The sequence below is a fragment of the Acidimicrobiia bacterium genome, from assembly GCA_018057765.1.
Taxonomy (GTDB): Bacteria; Actinomycetota; Acidimicrobiia; order IMCC26256; family JAGPDB01; genus JAGPDB01.
In genome coordinates, this window is the sequence record JAGPDB010000001.1 from 122,737 (window position 1) to 140,928 (window position 18,192).

Here is an 18,192-nt window from a genome sequence, read left to right on the forward strand (position 1 = left end):
CTTTTAGTTCTAGTTAATTAGCACAATTCAAGAATGTACATGAATGTCGGTGAGTTCATCACCTTGTAATGATCTCCAGATTGAAGTTGCAAAATAATATGCTAACCAGGCAACAATGACTAATTTGCCATAACCATTGTGGTGCTCCCCATCCAAAAATATCATTAATACCATTACTATAATCATAATGCTCGTAATAGAAATCGTTGTTTTGCGTAATTGTAGCGAACCAAGTATATGAAAGAATTTAACAGACGGTGTCATAGTCAAAATAATGAATACTATTGATGTGATCATGTTTACTAAATGGCCAAAATCACATAGCCAGAGTGCCGTAACTACCATATTCCAACCTGCTGGAAATCCACGAAACCACATATCGTTAGTTTCAATGTCTTTACGCGAAAACCACAGCACTGATGAAATCATTATTAAGCTCGTCATAATTAATTCGAAACCACGTGGGAACATAGCGAAATGTAATATAAACAAAACTGGAACTACTACACATGTCATATAATCGATAACCAAATCTAAAACATTACCATCTATTACTGGAACGAATTTTTTGACATCAACAGATCGAGCCATTGGGCCATCAAGACCATCTATTATTTGTGCTATTACAAGCCATATAAGAGCACGTGCAGGACGGTCATTAAATATATCTACAATTCCATATAGTGCACATAATACGCCAGTCGTTGTAAAAATATGAACTAGCCAGGAAGCATACAATTTGCGTGCAAGAAAATTCTTTTCTGCTTTACATAATTCTGATTTATTTGTTGCAGGTATCTCAGTGTGTTCAGCCATTGCATCTATAATAGTTGATAGTGAACCATCGTCTCCGTCTACAGAATTATTTAACACCTGCAAAACGGAAACATCTATCTAAATTTTGGTTTGCCGGAACACTTGTTTATGACGGTATTAGAGCATTAATTGTTTCTAAAACTTTTTCAAAATATGGAATTAATGGTCATTACTATTTTGGATTTGAACTATTCATATCTGTATTCTTTTCAATGGCATCATTAAGGTTGGTATTGGCGTTGGTCGATGGTAATCGTAAAAAAGCAACAATATTCTCTGTACTCACGGGCTTGTTATTTTTTGCACCAGAAATATATATCATTACTGCTGGTAATCATATCCCAAGTGGTACTTTTGTTATCTTAGGCGTTTATCTGACTATTACTTTTACAATTTCTATATTATTGGTTTTAAATGATGTTAGAAAAAAACGCAAAGAAGCGAAGAAAATTACGGAACAAGTTTTACATGACTCTTTTGAAGACGATTAATTCATTCAACACTATAATCAGGATCAGCTACACAATTATAAAAAGCTTAAAACTTTAAACTTTCAACTAATTTTCGCTCTATAAGTAGCCCTTCAAAAGGCATTAATTCTATTTTTTGAGAAATAGCGACTGACCGATCACGCTCATGTGTTGATAATATTAATGCACCATTTACTTCAGGTGAATCAATTTTTACTTTTTTATTAGAAAAGCTCAGTACAACTACACAATCATTATCATTTTCGTCAGCTTCTCTTACAAAAGAGAAAACTTTTGGATGAGTATCAAATGAATGATAACCTCCAGTTCTCAATGGCTCGAGTGTTTTTCTAGCAGCAATCATCTCACGGAAAAACGTCAAACTTGACCCAGGCATATTATTTTGAATTTTTACATTAATCGTTTCGGCATCAGTTGACAAAGGAAGCCAAGGTTGACCTAGTGAAAATCCTGCGCCTTCAGTATTATCCCACTGCATAGGTGTGCGGTAAGGATCTCGTCCATTTCCTTCACCAGGTACTCGTAACTCGAATGGGTCTTGTATAGCATTTAAAGGTATATTAACATCTTTCATTCCAATCTCATCACCGTAATACATTAAAGGTACTCCTGGAAGAGTCAATGTCATCATTGAGATTATTCTTGCACCGGCATAACCATACCGTGTTGCGATTCTAGATTGATCGTGATTTCCTGTTGAATAAATTGGAACATAACCTGGCTTTAAAGACCTTTGATAGTGATCAACAAATTTTCTAATTTTTTTAGCTTTAAATTCCATATATATCATTGCAAAATTTAATGGTGCACAAACGACTGGGTTTATTTTCTCATAAAATTTCATATAAGGTCCTGGTTTTTTGATTTTCTCAGGATAAGCTTCTGTAACCATGAACTTGTCAGAATACGTCGCAAGTATTTCTGACATACCATTTAAGTAGTTATATAAATTAGGACCATCTTGACAACGAGCATTTGTCAAACTTGAATGAGGACCATCAATGTCAGGATTATATTTCGGATTCGGTAATTCGTCACGAAGTTCAGGATCTTTTGAAATTGCTGCAACCCAATCAGCTCTAAAACCATCGACACCCATGTCGAGCCAAAATCGCATTACATTATGCATTGCTTCTCTAACATTGGGGTTATCCCAATTTAAATCTGGTTGTTTTTCAAGAAAACTATGTAGATAATATTGTTGCGATGATTCATCATAAGCCCAAGCTGATCCACCGAAATGACTAAGCCAATTATTTGGTGGAGATCCATCTGGTTTAGGGTCTCTCCAAGTGTACCAATCTCTATATGGATTAGTTTTCGAACTTCGAGATTCTTTAAACCAAATATGCTCATCCGACGAATGGTTTGGCACAAGATCTATTAAAACTCGTATGCCTCTTTGGTGTGCTTGCTCAAGTAGATTTTTGAAATCAGCTAAATCTCCAAATATTGGATCGATATCACAATAATCTGATACATCGTAACCAAAATCGGCCATGGGTGAAGGGTAAAAAGGTGAGATCCAAATCGAAGTTACACCTAGTGAATCTTTTTTTCCATTTAAATAATCAAGTTTGTTAATGATACCTTTGAGGTCGCCAATACCATCACCATTTGAATCGGCAAAACTTCGGGGATAAATTTGATATAAAACTGAGTTTTGGAACCAATGCTCAGGAATATTTGCCACTTTTTAAGCCTATCATAATATATCAATTGATGAAGCAGACGTTATAAATTATATAAGTTTAAAAATATTATTGATCCAAAATTTTCAAAAGGTTTTTTGCTGATTGGTTTCTTGTAAAGAATTGACTTCGAGCCGCTTGCTGTTCTGCAGTTATTTGATTACCTTGCGCTACTCTATGGATTGTCTCCGCCAAATCTCTTGAATTTCCAGGTTCAAAAAGCGTTAATCCGCCACAATCAGTCTCAGGAAGACCACCGTCATTACTTGCTATGACTTCACATCCAGCATGTTGTGCTTCTACAGAAAGCATTCCAAAGCCCTCATGCCAAAAGAAACTATTTGATGGCATTACAAGAATACGATTTTCAGCTAATAATTCGGCCATTTCTCTTGGATTGTGTTTTGCATTTATTAGATTTATTTTTGAATCGTTTTTCAAGCTTTCTTCAATTTTTTTACCGTCAAAAGTCTGATTTCCTGCAGTAGTAGCACTAAATATATATCCAGATTCCAATACATCATGATGCATGGATTCTAGATACAGGTATATACCTTTTTCAATTACTAATCTACCTGCAAAAAGCACAGTTGTTATATCAGTCTCAGTTGTTGTTCTAGTTGCTTTAGCAAAATGTGGATCTGCAAAGGGATAAGCTACATGTATTGAATCTTTTGGTAATCCAAGATAGTTTGACCAAAGATTTTGCATATATTTACTTGCAACAATTGCCGTTTTGTTTTCCATTGCTGCCTTGTATTCAGCACGCAAGTGAATTGGTAATCGAGGTGGACAATGAAATATGCAGAAGGATCTATTTTTAGTTTCAATTGGAAATGGTACATTAACGAATATGATCGTATCGTCTAATTTTTCAAGATCATTTATAGTTGGAACATTCCAAAAGCTGATGTCAGTAAATTGTGAGCTGCTATTTTCTAAATGTTGCCCGACTGTTATTACCCGAGCGTCAATACCCATAATCGTAAGTTCTCGAATTTGGCCAGCAGTAAAATTCTCAGTACCACCACGACCCGAATACATGGGATTTTGATCCGTCCATATGAATGAAATCATTGCTTCACAGTACTTTCTTAGCTTGTTAGCTTGACTAATTATCATATCACATTTGCATAAATCCATGATTTTGTCATAAATTTTATCAAAATAATGGACAAATAAGATAAAAATACTGGCCTTAAAGCCGTTGTCGGTAAATTGTAAATTGCTTTAATTAACAATTAACAGAACTTCAAAAGAAAATCAAGCATAATAGAATTGAATGTCTAGCAGAAGAAGTCGAGAATAAGTCGTTAGAGGAAAGATTTAAGGCTTAGTAGATTTAGGATCGTTTATTAATCTATCCTTGAAATTTATAATATTCTTCAAAGAGTTAATAGTGGTTCAACTCTTGACTAACTTGAATTACGAAAATGCATGACAATAAAGTTCGTTTGATATTTTTTATTCGAAATATTACTCTACATAAAATATATAACAAGGTTCAGCACAATAATGCTAACTTTACAGCTCTCTTTACCCCTAAAACAGGACTGGCTAATACGGGAATATCAAGATCCGCACATAAATCAGCAGCTTTGGCCATTGTCCCTTGAGCAAGCAAAATGACATCTACTTCACTTGCAATTTCTCTGATTGTTTTAACAACTTCATCTAGATATCCCACATTGTCTCCAGCTTGTTTCTTTTCCCAAGCTGTCTCTGCAACGAATTCTTTAAGATCAATTGATTTATTCATGTCATTTGCCACTTGTAATAACAATTCTCGTGTTGGTACTAACGTGCTCGAAGCTGCTGCCACTATTCCGATTCGCTTTCCAATCTGAACTGCAAATTCCGCCATCGGACGATCGATACGAATAGCTTTTATATTCAATTCTTTTCCTATTTCTTCCGCTAACCCACCATAGGTTGAACAGCTACATAAAATAACAGAATCTGCATTATCAATTTTACTAAACGCAGAGCGAACTTCTTCTCTCAATTCATCTGTAATCCCAGCTATTGCACGATCTAACAAATCAGGAATAATTAAATTTTCTGATTTCACGTTCTTTGGCAGTAGTTCCAGTAGCAAGTTATCTAGCGTTTCAACCATATATGGGGATGGATGGAATACAACAATACTTTTTAATATAGAAGACATATCATAATCCTACTATTTGTTCTACTCTATTTTTTACACTTAAATTTCAACACAATTCCTACCTTCAATGCGGTTGAAACCTATCAAATAATGGTGTCGAAGGGGGGACTTGAACTATTACTAACTTGATTTTAGACAGTTTGATCTAAACCGATTTGATCCTATTTAGTAATAATTATCTTAGACTTTGTGTTATTTAGTAGCAAACAGTTTAGTCCTGTTATTTATATTCCGGTAGAAAAAGGGTAGATATTATTTGAATGTAGTGATGTCCGGATAACCACGTTCCCAATTAAGTTTGTAAACAGAATCCTGTATTTCGAATTCTGAAATAAATCTCTGAATTAGCCCGTCATTTTCATCTTTGTAACACGGTCCGAGAATAAGACCTTCAAATGAAAGGTTATCTAGTGGTACATCTATATTTTCACTTGTTTCGTCATTCAATAAATATCGAAATTCAACTTCATCTTTCCAATCATCGTGTTTTTTGAAGAAGGATTCGCCAAACGAATTCATCAAAGCGTCAGTACTAACTTCCTTTTTCGAAAAACTGTAATTAAGCGTACCTAAATTCAATGTTTGATTTCTTGGGTAGTACGTGATTGGTTTTGGAATAAGTTCAATATTTGGGGAGCAAAACGTTTCAAACATTGAAGTCAAAGTTGATTTTTTAAAAACCAAACATGCACCTTGGCATGCATTTGCATACTGTCCCCACATCCTTGGCCGGGTAAAACCTCTGTGAGACCGAATGTCCTCGGCGTATGTTCGAGCTGATTCGATTATAAACTCGTTTCGGCATGATTCAGGTATTCGATCACGAACAAACGAAGCGAACTTTAGATTCCTTCTAAATTCATTTATTCGAGAATCAAGATCGGTTCGAATATTATTTGGAGATTCGAGGATCTCTTTTTCGTCTACTTCAGAACTTTTATTTATGATCCTTAAATCATAATTAGCAACCATCATTGATTCTTGTGGGTCATTTTTTTTCCAGAATGGAGTTATTCGCCAAGTTTTTTCTTCAAGTATTCCTCTGATTCCACCAATATCTAAATAATTATAAAGGTACTCATCAGGAAAAGGTACATTAAAAATACCAACGATTTTCGCATAATCTAACTCACGATCTCGCTTGCCCAAATTTATATCTGCATTATCTAGTATTGAATGCGCGGCTAACAATTTAGATCGCTTTTGTTCGAGCGGGACTGAAGTTAGGTTTCCTGAATCATCTTCTGATTCTAATAACGCAACACGCTCTAAATAATTTTGAAGTAGTTTTACTCCATGAGAATTTGGTAAAGATTTCTCTTCCTCAAAACGCAGATGATACTGAGTCATATAACTTCTTAATATCAATCATATTTGGAGAGTTCTTAATCGGTGACATTAGTCGACCTCATCATCATAAATCATCTCAGATGCTGCAAGTATTTGAGATGTCAGTTCACTAATCTTGTCTTCATATTTATCCGATGACGGTCTAGTCTGTGGCTCAATATCAGGATATTTTTCGTGAGCAATTTCGATAACTTTCTCAATTGGATACCAATTAGGAATCTCCATACGCGTTCTATATTCTTGTCTGAAAATATCTTCACCACCGTAGGTTGTGCTTCGAGATTCGACCCAAGGAGCTAAATTGCGCAGTAACATTGGGTAAAGTTCTTCATTTTCAGCAAGTACGCTATCAAGTAATTGTTTAGTTTTTTCCGGCGAAGTTGCTTTTTGATAAATCTGAATCAAGTTATCGATTTGAAATCCGTTTTCATCCCACCACTCCATTGTCTTCCAGTTGCCAGAAGTGGCAACTTCCTGATATTGGGTACGCAATTGATCAACAAGATTCAATCGTTCGTTTTCTTCCATAAATCGGCATACTCTCAATATGAATGTTGCCTCAACAACTTCTGGTTTAGTACCTTGTATCTCATCAGCTAACGCTAAAATTTCCTCATCAGTTGCATTCCTAGTCACATACGAAGCAATTCCTAATGTAGCTGAGAAATCATTACCGAGATAGCTTACGACCTTAGGCAAGTAAACCAATTCTTTGGCGTCTTCAATAAGTTCGAGAATTGTTGCACGATGGTATGGAAGTTTTTCACCGCGGACATATCTTCTAGCTTTATCTAATCTCTCATTTCGTTTCTGCCACCATTCTCTCAACTGTTTATCTTCTTCTGAAGGTTCAGGAGGAGGTTCAGGCAGTTCAGGTTCTAATAAACCTGTAGCATCCTCAAACAACCAACCACGTTCGAGAAGGTTATAACTTCTTTGAATATTTTCAATAGCTATTTCAAATTCATCAGGATCAAAAAATGGCGGCTTTTTTGGCCGATCATTGATTGCTGTCATGAGAGCACGTATACAATTTTCAAGCAGTTCACATATTTGTCGTAGGTCTTGGCGGACAATCTTCAGTGCTGCAATATCAGCCAGTAAATCTGTGACAAGTCCTTCAAGATCCCTTTTAACTTCATCCAGTTGAGTCGCAGTTAGTCTTCGATGAGCTTCTGCATCATTGTAAGAAGGCTCAGCGTAATAACGCTTTCCAGTGTCAGGATCATAACTTGAAAAACCATAATTGGCTTTGGCTACCATAGCTTCCCACTCGACAATTAACCCTTTGAGATTATTTAATCTTGAGATCGATGATTCAACTAATTTAACCACGTTACGAGTCACACTTAGTAAAGTTTGTTCTGTTGTTTCAGTTGAATAAGGAAAAGAAACTTCAAGGACTTCTTTTACTTCTTGATCGGTCAGTTCCCAATGTAAATGTGCATCTACATAATTCTTCAACTGGTTTTCTTTCCATTGTCTTAGCAGCTCAGCAGGATACTTTTTTTCTAATGCTTTGTTATCGATTTCAGAATGATGTTCGTCACAAAGAAGTATGAGGTTGTCAAACCCTCTATTTTCTTCTGGGGGCATTTCGATCCAACGAGGACCACCTTGGCTTTTTGCATGAATATGTGCAACGACACTATTGCGGATGCGGACATCGTCTACAACTTTAATTAATGGCTTATCGCATCCCGGGAATGCACATTTGTAGGCTTGACCATACAGAAGACTAATCGTTGATTCTTTTGGCCGATCATTAGACTGGTTATTACTGGTTGACACGTGTTAATTATACCTCAAACTAGACCACTTTTACCCTGTGACCATCCTTCAATTCTGACTGTTCTTATTATTTAATCTGTATATTTTGAAGCAGCTAGCATTAGATCAGCTATTGACAGATACTTCCCTTCATTTTCATCTGTACTCGTCTGATTAGGTTTAGCAGAGTCAGGATCAATAAATTGAAACCATAACCGAACACGAGCCGGATCACCGTAATCCATTATTCCTTCATAGAGTGCGAATACTACATCCTTCGTCAGAGTTTTGGCCCATGTTCTCCAATCAAGGTGTGCATATTCTGAAGGAATTGGTTGATTGTTCCATTCAGTTAACGTACTTTGATGTAATCCGAAGCGTTTAGCAAAATCACTTTGAGTTTTAATTCCAATGAGTTGCTCTACCTCGCACTGATCTATTGTCATCTCTTCAGCGATTCGCTCGCAATTTATCGCATTAATTGGAAGTGCTTTCCAGACCATATACAGTCTGTACTCGTTCGGTTTATACGGCGAAAATTCGGATTGTTTCGGATTTACTTCATCTGATTCTTGGTTCGAACTCAAAACGGCCTCCCCCCACAAATCCATAATCATCCTGAATGCATACAATGTTGTTTAAACCTAAGTCACATTTAAGTATCGAAACTGGATCTTGATTATCAACTTCCATAATTTGTCGTATTGGTTTAAAACCTATACCAGTCGTGAAGCCTCTCTTACCTTGCATTAAATTATCAGAGAATGTTTTAGTTAGATATTTAGAAATAAACTCAGAACTTGTTCTTGGAAAGCGATGTATATCGACAAAACCTTTGTTCCAGGTACTTGCAATTTGATAATAAGGAGCTAGCGGTAATACTGCATGTATATGGAGTCGCTCGTCGTCAGGTATGCCTTCTAGAACTTTTACGTATGGAAAGGAATCTATGAAGACATGTTTTCGGAGTTTGCGAATCCAGTAGTTTGACATTTTTATACCTTCCTCAAAACTCACATCTACTTCGAATGTGTTCGTAACCAATAGTGGCATCCAATTAGCTTTAATATATCGTCGAATTGTAGTAGTTGCTCGTGATCTTTTTTCTTTTGCCAGATCAGATTCGTAACTGCGTGGTGTAATTCGTTCACGTATTGGTCTCCTAATCGCTGTAATCGCCTCTCCGGCTTGCGGATAAATAATCAAAGCATGTTCTTTATAGTTCATAACAAATGTCTACGAGTTATGCCATGTAATCAAGATTCTTAAACTTGATCGGTTGTACCCGAAAGAAGAGCGTTCAATGCTATTGCCGGAACAACTATTCTTCGACCCAATTTGAGGTGAGGTATTGAATTGGTCTTAATACCTTCATAGGCAGTATTTCGACTAACGCCGAGTATTACGGCAACCTCGTCGACTGTGTATACCTGTTTATCATTTAACATAATTATTCCTTCCGCGTTATAGCTTGCTATGAGTTAGCATATCATCTAGGCTCATTAGATAGGAGGTAGTTTATGTCACAATTAGATATAACGCTTTGGCCCAATGATCATCAGAACACTGACATGATCACTAAATCATTAACGACCATGCGGTGGAAATTTGATGGTAAAGAGAAAACAATTGCTCAATTCAATCTCTTTCCTGCATTGATGATGAGACGCGAAGAGAAGGAACTGCTTATAAAGGAATTAAAGAAATATCGCTTACCTGAATCAACTGACTTCGAAAAATTAAGTAAACGTAGATTTAATATTGGGACGTTCGAAGCTGAGCCTCAATTTTCGCTCCATGTAATACCAGACATAGAAACAGATGATTTTGAGGCATTTCAAGAGTTCACCGATCAATACGGAGGAATGTTTCTTAAGTCATACCCAAGCTACGGTATTGATCTAAATAAAATCACATTCAAACTTGAACACAAAGCCATTAAGTTAAAAGACCAAATCGATCAGATAGGAACGGTTCAAATTTATTCAGAATCTCTAGCTCTTTTATTTCTACGTGATTTAAAAGCGATGTCTCGCCATATCATTGCTTTGTCGAATGGGGAAGATGAAACGAAACCATGGAAAGAAGCTGGTTACGACATTCCAAAAGGTAAAGATGGTCTGGTTCATATACGAACACTGCTCAAAACGCGATTAGATTTGGGTTTAAGTCAATTCAGCATGTTCTCCGTGTTTCAAGATCGAATTGGAAATGAGCAAGACGAATTTGATCAAAGAGGGCTTGTAAGTTCAAGCATATATTCAATTATTTGCTACCAATTGTACACATACCATCAACAACATCGTCCAATATCGAGGTGTGCATTTGAATCTTGCGGGATGTATTTTTCAACAACGGAAGGTTATGGTTCAGTCAGATCAAATCGATCAAATACAAAATTTTGTTCACAACGATGTGCGCGTAATGCAAGCCAAAAAAGATATAGAGAGCGTAAGAAATAAGGAGATTGTATGAAAGGCTCAGTAATAAAAAAAGGAACTAAATGGTATGTGATAGTCGAACTGATGCGAGACCCCATAACCAATAAACGAAACCGCTCATGGAGCAAAGGTTTCGATACAAAGCGTGAAGCTGAATCCGCCAGAATAGAAATGCTTAACCAAATCCAGCGAAATGAATTTTCAAAACCTAGTTCTTTGAGCTTAAAAGAATTTCTTATTGATTGGCTCGAGAACTCACAAACGCAATATAAACCGGGTACTCATTCAGTAATGAGCCGACATCTAAAGAATCATGTGATAAACAAAATAGGTTCAGTAAAGCTTCAAGAGTTAAGAACTGCTCATTTAAATAAGCTCTATAAGGAACTTTCATTAAATGGTAATCTAACAAGTGGCGAGGGTCTATCGATTAAAACGATTAAAGGTGTTCACGCATACTTACGCAAGGCGTTAAGTGATGCTGAGAAGTGGGATTTTATATCGAAAAACCCAGCAAGTAATGCTGAAATTCCCAAAGACTTCGAGATTAAATCTGCTGGGCATAGTATATGGACAAACGATGAGTTAACCACTTTCCTAAATACGAGTAGACAAGCAGATGACAAGTACTTTCCTCTCTGGTTTTTCTATGCAACCACAGGAGTACGCAGAGGAGAAGCATTAGGTCTCGAATGGAAAGATATTGATCTTATAAAAGGAAAATGTAACATACGACAAACAATTGGCTGCGTAGACCATAAAGCCGTTTTTCAAACACCGAAAACAAAATCAAGTCGCCGAACAATTGCTTTGCCATCAGTTTTAGTGATTGAACTGAAAAAATTAAAAAAACGTCAAATTGCATTTCGCTTACAATATCCTGGATTGTGGAATGAAGAATACGATTTAGTGTTTACTCATGAAGATGGTCGAATGTTGCACCCAGAAAGAGTTTTCAAAGAATTTCAAAGAAGATCAACTCGTTATGGTGTCAAGTTAACAACCCTTCACTCGTTACGACATGGTTGGGCAACCAATGCAGGAAGATCAGGTGTATCTCCAAATGTGATGAAAGAACATCTTGGTCATTCAAGTATCACAATCACTATGGATACATACAGCCATGTATTGGCTGAACAAGACGAAGCTGCAGCCGAATTAGTAACAGATGCTATTTTTGCAAACCAGCAGTTAGGTTAAATGCTGCACCCTTAATAAGATTTATACGTTACTATTTTCCTAACATGGAAAAATGAATTTAGCTACTAAAACAGAACTAACTAAATCAAAGAGGAAACTACCCAAATATTTTTTAGTTATTTTTCTATGTACAATTGCTTTCTTATTTTCATCCGCTACTCCTGCATCAGCCCATGCCGCTTTGGTTTCTACGAGCCCTGCAAATCAGTCAATACTTGAAGTATCACCGGCAACGATAGATATAACTTTTACAGAAGGTGCGCGACTGTCACAAGGACTTGTTGAACTCTACAATGACAAAGGTGAACGCATTGTCACACCTGTGAACGATCAGGCAGCTTCAAATGTAATTAGTATTACTCCCCCTAAATTAAAAAAAGGGACGTATCTTGTAACGTGGAGTGTAGTTTCTGGCGATTCGCATCCTATCAATGGCACTTTTAGTTTTACTATCAATGCTCCCGCTGAAAAAGACTTTACGAGTAAGCCAGAAATCGCAAAAATAATTAACGAAACAAAAACTTTTAAAGAACTAAAAATAATTGCTTCTATATCTCGTTTCTTTGTATTTGCTTTCATTTTTCTATTAATAGCATTGATTGTTGTTAAAATTTACTTAGTACAAGAACCTCTAAAACGTAATATACAAAAAATATTTAAAGCATCACTCCTTCTTTTATCTTTATTTAGTTTGCTTTCAATAGGTATTCAATCTTTAATCGTTTATAAATATCCCTTAAGCAAAATAAGCGAATATTCAGTTTGGCAAGCTGAACTTGAGACGAGATTTGGCAAAGTTAATCTAATCAGAATATTTCTATGTTTATGTATCTATGTCACCTGGAAATATTGTAAAAGGGCTTTACAAAAATTCATCTTATTACTATTAGGAATATCTCTTGCTATAACCCCAGCATTAATTGGGCATGCTTCTGACGGAAAAGTTATACCAATTGCATTTACATTTGATGTACTACATGTTCTTGCTGGAAGTGTTTGGTTGGGTTGTCTCCTACTCTTACCATTTCTAATAAAAAACAATACAGAACAAGTTTCGATATTGAAAAAATTTAGTAAGTTAGCACCGATTTGTGCAACAACAATTCTTGTTACAGGTGCATTTGCTTGGTGGAGACAAATAGGGTCGTACTCAGTGAGTACCTCTACGTGGTTTGGTCAATTGATAAATGCAAAGGTCATGATTTTCCTAGGAGTAATTTGTATTGCAATATATACAAGAAGACGCGCACTTAATATTGTCGACGCTGATAATTTAAAAAATTCTAAATCTACGAAAATTGTTTCTCTCTTAATTGTAGAATCAGTTTTGCTCCTCATTGCACTAGTGCTCAGTACCGTTGCGGTGAATGCAATTCCTGGTAGAACTGCTTACAGTGCTCCTGTAGTTCAAAAACTATCTGCGCAAAGTTTGAACATAGAAATTAGTGTTGAGCCACCAAAAGCTGGGCCGATAATTGTTCATGTGTACGTGTATGAGAAAAATGGAACGCCAAAAGCAATTCAAGATACTAATTTACAAAAGTCTTCTATTACAGCTATATGGACTAATGACGATGGCAAATCTAAATCTATTAAAATGTTGATGCGTTTTGAAGGCCTTAACCATTTTTCAGGGTATGGTACTTTAATACCAGCACCAGGCAAATGGAAATTATCACTTGATATTAAGGTTTCAAAGTCCCAAAGTATTAAAGGTGATAGTACATTTACGTTCCGATAGTAAGGCTTTTCCAATATACTAATTATCGTACGCATAAACTAGATTTGATATATGGAACATAATCACTCATACGATCACGAAGAGACATCTCATTTAGGCTTGAACGATAACTCTGAGCTAAATAAAAAGAGAGAAAAGAAGTTAGGTATATCACTCGCACTTAACTTAGTAATTGTTATTTTACAAGCAGTCTTCGGATTTATTGCTCACTCTATTGGTCTGATTGCTGATGCAGGTCATAATTTGACCGACGTAGGAGCTATAGCATTATCACTCATTGCCGTGCGATTACTTCGTCGTCAAGCAACTAAATCTCGTTCATATGGTTTTCATCGTGCAGGAGTTCTTGCTGCACAAGCAAATGCAGCAACCATCCTTCTGGTAACCGGCTTTATCACATACGAAGCTATTCGTAGATTCTTTGAACCAGAAGTAGTAAACGGAGGGCTCGTAGTTATTGTTGCTGCGCTTGGCGCATTAATAAATTTTGGTTGCGCGATTGCTCTTAGAGAAGGGCACGCTGGACATGATCATACTTCATCATCGAAACATTCTGAGGATATGAATATTCGTTCAGCTACACTTCATCTACTTGGTGATGGAGCTGCATCGCTGGGAGTTGTCATTGCTGGTTTGGTGATAATGCTAACTGATAGCTGGTATTGGCTTGATCCTGCGATTTCATTGGTGATTGGTGCTTTGATTGCCTATCAAGCATTTAAATTATTAAAAGAGGCTAATAACGTTCTATTAGAGTCTGCTCCGAAAAACCTGGATATTGATCTGCTCATATCGTCTGTAGAAGATATGGAAGAAATCGAAGCGATGCACGATCTCCATATATGGAGTCTCTCATCAGAGTTTCACGCATTATCGGCTCATGTCGTTTTAAATGGTCACCCTACTCTTGAAGAGGCTCAAGTTGTTGGTAGCAAAGTAAAAAAATTGCTATCTGATAAATTCTCGGTATCTCATGCAACTTTAGACCTTGAATGTGAACCATGTGTGGATGACATAGGCACTTTCTCTGTATCTGACAAATAAAAATGAACTTGCAAATACCTACTTATAAGCCTAACGATTCATTCAAGAAGAAGGCATTATTGCTCGCCTATGCAACAATTGCATGGAATGTAATTGAATGTATCGTGGCTGTTGGGTCAGGTTTAGCAGCTTCTTCAAAAGCGTTGGTGGGCTTTGGGCTCGATTCAGCGGTTGAGGTACTTTCAGCATTTGTTATTGTATGGCAACTTCGTGGAGAACTTACCCATGATCGAGAACAAAGAGCACTTAAATTAATAGCGATTAGCTTTTTTGTTCTTGCATTCTATGTCTCGATTACTTCAGTACTTGGTCTATTAAATCAATCAAAATCGGAAACTTCCTATGTTGGAATAGGTCTTGCTATTGCTTCACTAATTGTTATGCCAAGTATTGCTATTTTGAAAAAACGGACTGGTAAAGCAATGAACAGTCAGTCAGTAGTTTCGGATTCTAAACAGACATTGTTATGTAGCTATTTATCTCTAGTGCTCTTAATAGGCCTTGTATTAGATGCAACGCTCAATTGGTGGTGGGCAGACCCTGTAGCAGCGATATTGATCGCTCTGTTAGCCTTGAAAGAAGGCAGAGAAGCTTGGAAAGGCGATAATTGCTGTTAGCTACTTGGTGACTCTTTGGGTCACTGTAATTGAGCCCCACTGACCTTTTCCTGGGTAACCATGAAAATGGCAATGATATGGAAATTTACCAACTTTATCAAAAAGTGCAACGTTAATATCGCCAGTACCCATGGTCTTACTTGAAAAGTCTTTATTTTTTAAATCAGCTTTTATGTCGCCACCAATGTGGTCGCTAGCTGGAGCATTATCCCAACGCACATCATGAAGCATATTTCCTTTATTGGTCCAAATGACAATAGTTCCTTCTTCTACTGTTGCTTCCTTTGGCGAGAAGAAGTTGTCACCAATTTCAATTTCTAGTTCTTTATATTGTTTGGTAGCTCTAAGCTTTTCTAATTTTGCTTTCTGCGAATCTTGGTCCTTTTTTGTTGACGGGCTCGTACAACCCATAACTAAGAAAGCGACTGATATTAATAATATTATTGAAATACATTTGGTGGATTTATTGTATTTGTGCTTCAAATTAGTGTCCTTAAATGTAAAACTTAACTTTTTATGGCTAAACGAGTACTATTCCTGATCATATATGAAGCGACTAATATCGCCAAAAAATGTAGACCTGTGACAAATAATGTCAAATCAAGTAAATAAGAATGAATTTCGAGAGTTTGATGAGCAATCTTGCTAACGTCGAAAACTAAACCAATACAAGAAAACAATATAATTGCATACAGAACTTGGACACGATTTTTATTGATTATTAATGCAGCAAAAAGAACAGCAACCGAAATCACCGATATTGCCATAATCCATGAGTTTGAACTTGACCCTAAAGCTTTTACCAATGCATTTCTTGATTCAAGTATGTTTTGTAAATTGCTCTCTTTATGATTTTGATTCTGCTCTATTCTTGAGCCTAAGAAAAATAGTACCGCAGAGCCTAGAACTGAAATTGCAAGTATGAACTTCAAATTTTTATTTAGTAACAAAAACATTTAAGCAACTTTCTTCGATGATTATTATCAGTTTAGTTTTTGGTCTCATTAGTTCACATATCGATGAACTTTTAGTGATAATCGACTCAGATTACATAAAAAGGTTGAAGAATGGTTGAAATGCAGGTAAGACCAGATTTAAATATCTTTTCTTACCTGCATTAATAAGTGTGTCGAAGGGGGGACTTGAACCCCCACGCCCTTGCGGGCACAAGCACCTTAAGCTTGCGCGTCTGCCAATTCCGCCACTTCGACATACTTATTAGCTTTACTAATAAGAAGTTAAGATCTTAGCGTAAAGCCATTGTAAGAAGTTAATTTTTAGTCTTTGCGAGTGAGATTTTGTTTATATTTAGACGACCATAGCAATCAAAGTCCGGTATATTTATTCGATTATATACCGAAACACCAGCTACGTATTGTGCAATAGGTTTAGATAAATACAAGTCTTTAATTCGTTCTTGTAAGGTCTTTGAAGATTTTAGCTTGTTATCAAAGTTAGTCGAAGTCTCGTAATTTTCTATGTCATTTTCAAGTTTAGTATCTACGACACCAGATAGATTATCCGATGAGCTAGCTTTAAAATTGTCAACCAAGCTGTCTGATGAGACAGGAATTTCAGAGACCCAACCAAATCTAAATAGTGAAATTTCTCCTCGTGCAATGACATTAGCCCAATCAGCTGGCTCATGAACTGAAATAGTTGTTGGAATTCCAACGTCCGCTAACTCTTTTTTAGCTGATGCCGCCAAAACTTTTTGTAATTCAGAATCTTCAATATCTATGGGAACATTCGGTATATTGCCATCAGGAAAAAGTTTTTTTATCATTTTTTTTGCTTCGACAACGTTACCCTTACAGTTCGGTGAACAAAGTACAGAATCTACAGTAATACCTGAAAAATTTATTGCTTTAATAGCTTTACTGCCATAAGCGTCAATGTACGATTCTGTATTTAGTGCTAATAATATTGCCTCTCTAAATTTCACATCTGCCAGTGGTGAATCTCCATTTTTAACATATATGTTCCAAGATGCACTAGCTAATATAGGAATGTTTATTCTCGTAAACTTACTAGCAGTTGAAGCTTGCCCAAAAACAATATCTACATTACTTTTAGCATCTGCAACATTAATTTGATCTTGTGTTTTTACAAGAATATTAAACGTTTGTAATGACTTATCACGTGGTATAAAAACGGTTGCATCATTTGTTGTCTGCGCATCAATTTTAATAGTATATGAACCGCTACCCACATCTGATACTATTTCATTTTTCTCATTCAATGCACTTGTAGGAATAATGCCAGTATTTGGTTGAGCTAAAGAATAAAGAAAAAACGGATTAGGTGTAATTAGATTAAACGTTATCTTATTTTTTGATGTAGTTATACCGAAGAAATCTAGACCACTCTTAGCTTCCCCACTACCTTTAATATTTCTTGTAAATTTAGAGTATTTTGAATCTAAAATATTTAATCTTGAAATGGTTCGTTTAATATCATTTGGAGTTATTTTTGAACCATCGGTGAAAGTTCTTGTTTCATCAAGTGTGATTGAAATTTTAGTACCATTTTTTGAAATATTATAAGATTTTGCAATATTAGGTATTAGTTTATTTTTTGCATCCAAAAGGAAAAGTGGTTCATACAACAATGAAACTTGAAAATTTTGAGATTCATTTAATGCAAGATTAGGGTCTCTTACAATTGAACTCATAGACCAAACAGTTACAACATCAGGTTTAGGTAAATTACTTTCATTAACACTTTCTTCTTTTAATAGCATCCAACCACCAAAGAATAAACTAATCGTGATAATTAGCAATACCATTTTATTAAATATAAATCTCATTTACTTAAAGCTTTCATTGTTTAAATTATCGTCAAATCAATACAAATATAAACCA

General features: G+C 36.0%; 18 protein-coding genes and 1 tRNA gene. 6 read left to right on the plus strand and 13 right to left on the minus strand.

The genetic code is table 11. The annotated features are described in order from the left end of the window. Positions 1-27: 27 nt before the first annotated feature. The gene (locus KBF89_00665) at positions 28-816 is read right to left on the minus strand and encodes a hypothetical protein (GenBank protein MBP9114841.1); all 789 of its coding nucleotides are present in this window, start codon (positions 814-816) and stop codon (positions 28-30) included. A gap of 20 nt (positions 817-836) precedes the next feature. On the opposite strand from KBF89_00665, the gene KBF89_00670 reads away from it, so the two are divergent. Continuing rightward, on the plus strand, positions 837-1,307 hold the full coding sequence (locus KBF89_00670) for a hypothetical protein (protein ID MBP9114842.1): 471 nt from the start codon (positions 837-839) through the stop codon (positions 1,305-1,307). Between the two features lie 46 nt (positions 1,308-1,353). On the opposite strand, the gene KBF89_00675 is transcribed toward KBF89_00670, so the two are convergent. The 8 genes from KBF89_00675 to KBF89_00710 form a co-directional block, all read right to left on the minus strand. After that, on the minus strand, positions 1,354-3,000 hold the full coding sequence (locus KBF89_00675; protein ID MBP9114843.1) for an alpha-amylase: 1,647 nt from the start codon (positions 2,998-3,000) through the stop codon (positions 1,354-1,356). A 67-nt stretch (positions 3,001-3,067) separates the two neighbouring features. After that, entirely contained in the window at positions 3,068-4,075 is a 1,008-nt protein-coding gene (locus KBF89_00680) for a glycosyltransferase family 4 protein (GenBank protein ID MBP9114844.1), read from the minus strand. Between the two features lie 427 nt (positions 4,076-4,502). Beyond that, positions 4,503-5,165: an arylsulfatase gene (locus KBF89_00685; protein ID MBP9114845.1), complete on the minus strand. Its 663-nt coding sequence runs from the start codon at positions 5,163-5,165 to the stop codon at positions 4,503-4,505. Positions 5,166-5,417: 252 nt separating this feature from the next. Beyond that, positions 5,418-6,515 (minus strand): DUF2971 domain-containing protein, encoded by a 1,098-nt coding sequence (locus KBF89_00690; GenBank protein MBP9114846.1) that lies wholly within the window; start codon positions 6,513-6,515, stop codon positions 5,418-5,420. Positions 6,516-6,563: 48 nt separating this feature from the next. Next, positions 6,564-8,306 carry an HNH endonuclease gene (locus tag KBF89_00695; protein MBP9114847.1) on the minus strand — a complete coding sequence of 581 codons (1,743 nt, stop codon included), beginning with the start codon at positions 8,304-8,306 and terminating at the stop codon, positions 6,564-6,566. Positions 8,307-8,377: 71 nt separating this feature from the next. Beyond that, on the minus strand, positions 8,378-8,872 hold the full coding sequence (locus KBF89_00700; protein MBP9114848.1) for a hypothetical protein: 495 nt from the start codon (positions 8,870-8,872) through the stop codon (positions 8,378-8,380). Continuing rightward, the gene (locus KBF89_00705; protein MBP9114849.1) at positions 8,847-9,512 is read right to left on the minus strand and encodes a hypothetical protein; all 666 of its coding nucleotides are present in this window, start codon (positions 9,510-9,512) and stop codon (positions 8,847-8,849) included. The genes KBF89_00700 and KBF89_00705 overlap by 26 nt, the downstream gene beginning before the upstream one ends. A gap of 38 nt (positions 9,513-9,550) precedes the next feature. Further along, positions 9,551-9,733 (minus strand): helix-turn-helix domain-containing protein, encoded by a 183-nt coding sequence (locus KBF89_00710; GenBank protein ID MBP9114850.1) that lies wholly within the window; start codon positions 9,731-9,733, stop codon positions 9,551-9,553. Positions 9,734-9,805: 72 nt separating this feature from the next. On the opposite strand from KBF89_00710, the gene KBF89_00715 reads away from it, so the two are divergent. The 5 genes from KBF89_00715 to KBF89_00735 are packed head-to-tail and all read left to right on the plus strand — an operon-like array spanning position 9,806 to position 15,328. After that, the gene (locus KBF89_00715; protein MBP9114851.1) at positions 9,806-10,747 is read left to right on the plus strand and encodes a hypothetical protein; all 942 of its coding nucleotides are present in this window, start codon (positions 9,806-9,808) and stop codon (positions 10,745-10,747) included. A 9-nt stretch (positions 10,748-10,756) separates the two neighbouring features. Next, positions 10,757-11,926 (plus strand): site-specific integrase, encoded by a 1,170-nt coding sequence (locus KBF89_00720; protein MBP9114852.1) that lies wholly within the window; start codon positions 10,757-10,759, stop codon positions 11,924-11,926. A gap of 52 nt (positions 11,927-11,978) precedes the next feature. Next, positions 11,979-13,667 carry a copper resistance protein CopC/CopD gene (locus KBF89_00725; protein MBP9114853.1) on the plus strand — a complete coding sequence of 563 codons (1,689 nt, stop codon included), beginning with the start codon at positions 11,979-11,981 and terminating at the stop codon, positions 13,665-13,667. Positions 13,668-13,718: 51 nt separating this feature from the next. Then, positions 13,719-14,711, plus strand: coding sequence for a cation transporter (locus KBF89_00730; GenBank protein MBP9114854.1), 993 nt, complete (start codon positions 13,719-13,721; stop codon positions 14,709-14,711). 2 nt (positions 14,712-14,713) lie between these two features. Further along, a complete protein-coding gene (locus tag KBF89_00735; protein ID MBP9114855.1) occupies positions 14,714-15,328 on the plus strand; it encodes a cation transporter in 615 nt (204 codons plus the stop codon). Here the strand turns inward: KBF89_00735 and KBF89_00740 are convergent, their stop codons facing one another. The 4 genes from KBF89_00740 to KBF89_00755 form a co-directional block, all read right to left on the minus strand. Further along, positions 15,329-15,811 carry a hypothetical protein gene (locus KBF89_00740; protein MBP9114856.1) on the minus strand — a complete coding sequence of 161 codons (483 nt, stop codon included), beginning with the start codon at positions 15,809-15,811 and terminating at the stop codon, positions 15,329-15,331. A gap of 23 nt (positions 15,812-15,834) precedes the next feature. Then, positions 15,835-16,284, minus strand: a complete 450-nt coding sequence (locus KBF89_00745) for a hypothetical protein (protein ID MBP9114857.1) — start codon at positions 16,282-16,284, stop codon at positions 15,835-15,837. Positions 16,285-16,455: 171 nt separating this feature from the next. Continuing rightward, positions 16,456-16,539: transfer RNA gene (locus tag KBF89_00750), tRNA-Leu, on the minus strand. Between the two features lie 59 nt (positions 16,540-16,598). Then, positions 16,599-18,137, minus strand: a complete 1,539-nt coding sequence (locus KBF89_00755; protein ID MBP9114858.1) for a hypothetical protein — start codon at positions 18,135-18,137, stop codon at positions 16,599-16,601. Positions 18,138-18,192: the final 55 nt, after the last annotated feature.

Bases quoted from the DNA above. Each gene is read 5' to 3' on its own strand.
- KBF89_00690 (MBP9114846.1), bottom strand. From the start codon at position 6,515: ATGACTCAGTATCATCTGCGTTTTGAGGAAGAGAAATCTTTACCAAAT.
- KBF89_00680 (MBP9114844.1), bottom strand. From the start codon at position 4,075: ATGATTTCATTCATATGGACGGATCAAAATCCCATGTATTCGGGTCGT.
- KBF89_00710 (MBP9114850.1), bottom strand. From the start codon at position 9,733: ATGTTAAATGATAAACAGGTATACACAGTCGACGAGGTTGCCGTAATA.
- KBF89_00745 (MBP9114857.1), bottom strand. From the start codon at position 16,284: ATGTTTTTGTTACTAAATAAAAATTTGAAGTTCATACTTGCAATTTCA.
- KBF89_00720 (MBP9114852.1), top strand. From the start codon at position 10,757: ATGAAAGGCTCAGTAATAAAAAAAGGAACTAAATGGTATGTGATAGTC.
- KBF89_00725 (MBP9114853.1), top strand. From the start codon at position 11,979: ATGAATTTAGCTACTAAAACAGAACTAACTAAATCAAAGAGGAAACTA.
- KBF89_00730 (MBP9114854.1), top strand. From the start codon at position 13,719: ATGGAACATAATCACTCATACGATCACGAAGAGACATCTCATTTAGGC.
- KBF89_00735 (MBP9114855.1), top strand. From the start codon at position 14,714: ATGAACTTGCAAATACCTACTTATAAGCCTAACGATTCATTCAAGAAG.
- KBF89_00705 (MBP9114849.1), bottom strand. From the start codon at position 9,512: ATGAACTATAAAGAACATGCTTTGATTATTTATCCGCAAGCCGGAGAG.
- KBF89_00665 (MBP9114841.1), bottom strand. From the start codon at position 816: ATGGCTGAACACACTGAGATACCTGCAACAAATAAATCAGAATTATGT.
- KBF89_00755 (MBP9114858.1), bottom strand. From the start codon at position 18,137: ATGAGATTTATATTTAATAAAATGGTATTGCTAATTATCACGATTAGT.
- KBF89_00715 (MBP9114851.1), top strand. From the start codon at position 9,806: ATGTCACAATTAGATATAACGCTTTGGCCCAATGATCATCAGAACACT.
- KBF89_00685 (MBP9114845.1), bottom strand. From the start codon at position 5,165: ATGTCTTCTATATTAAAAAGTATTGTTGTATTCCATCCATCCCCATAT.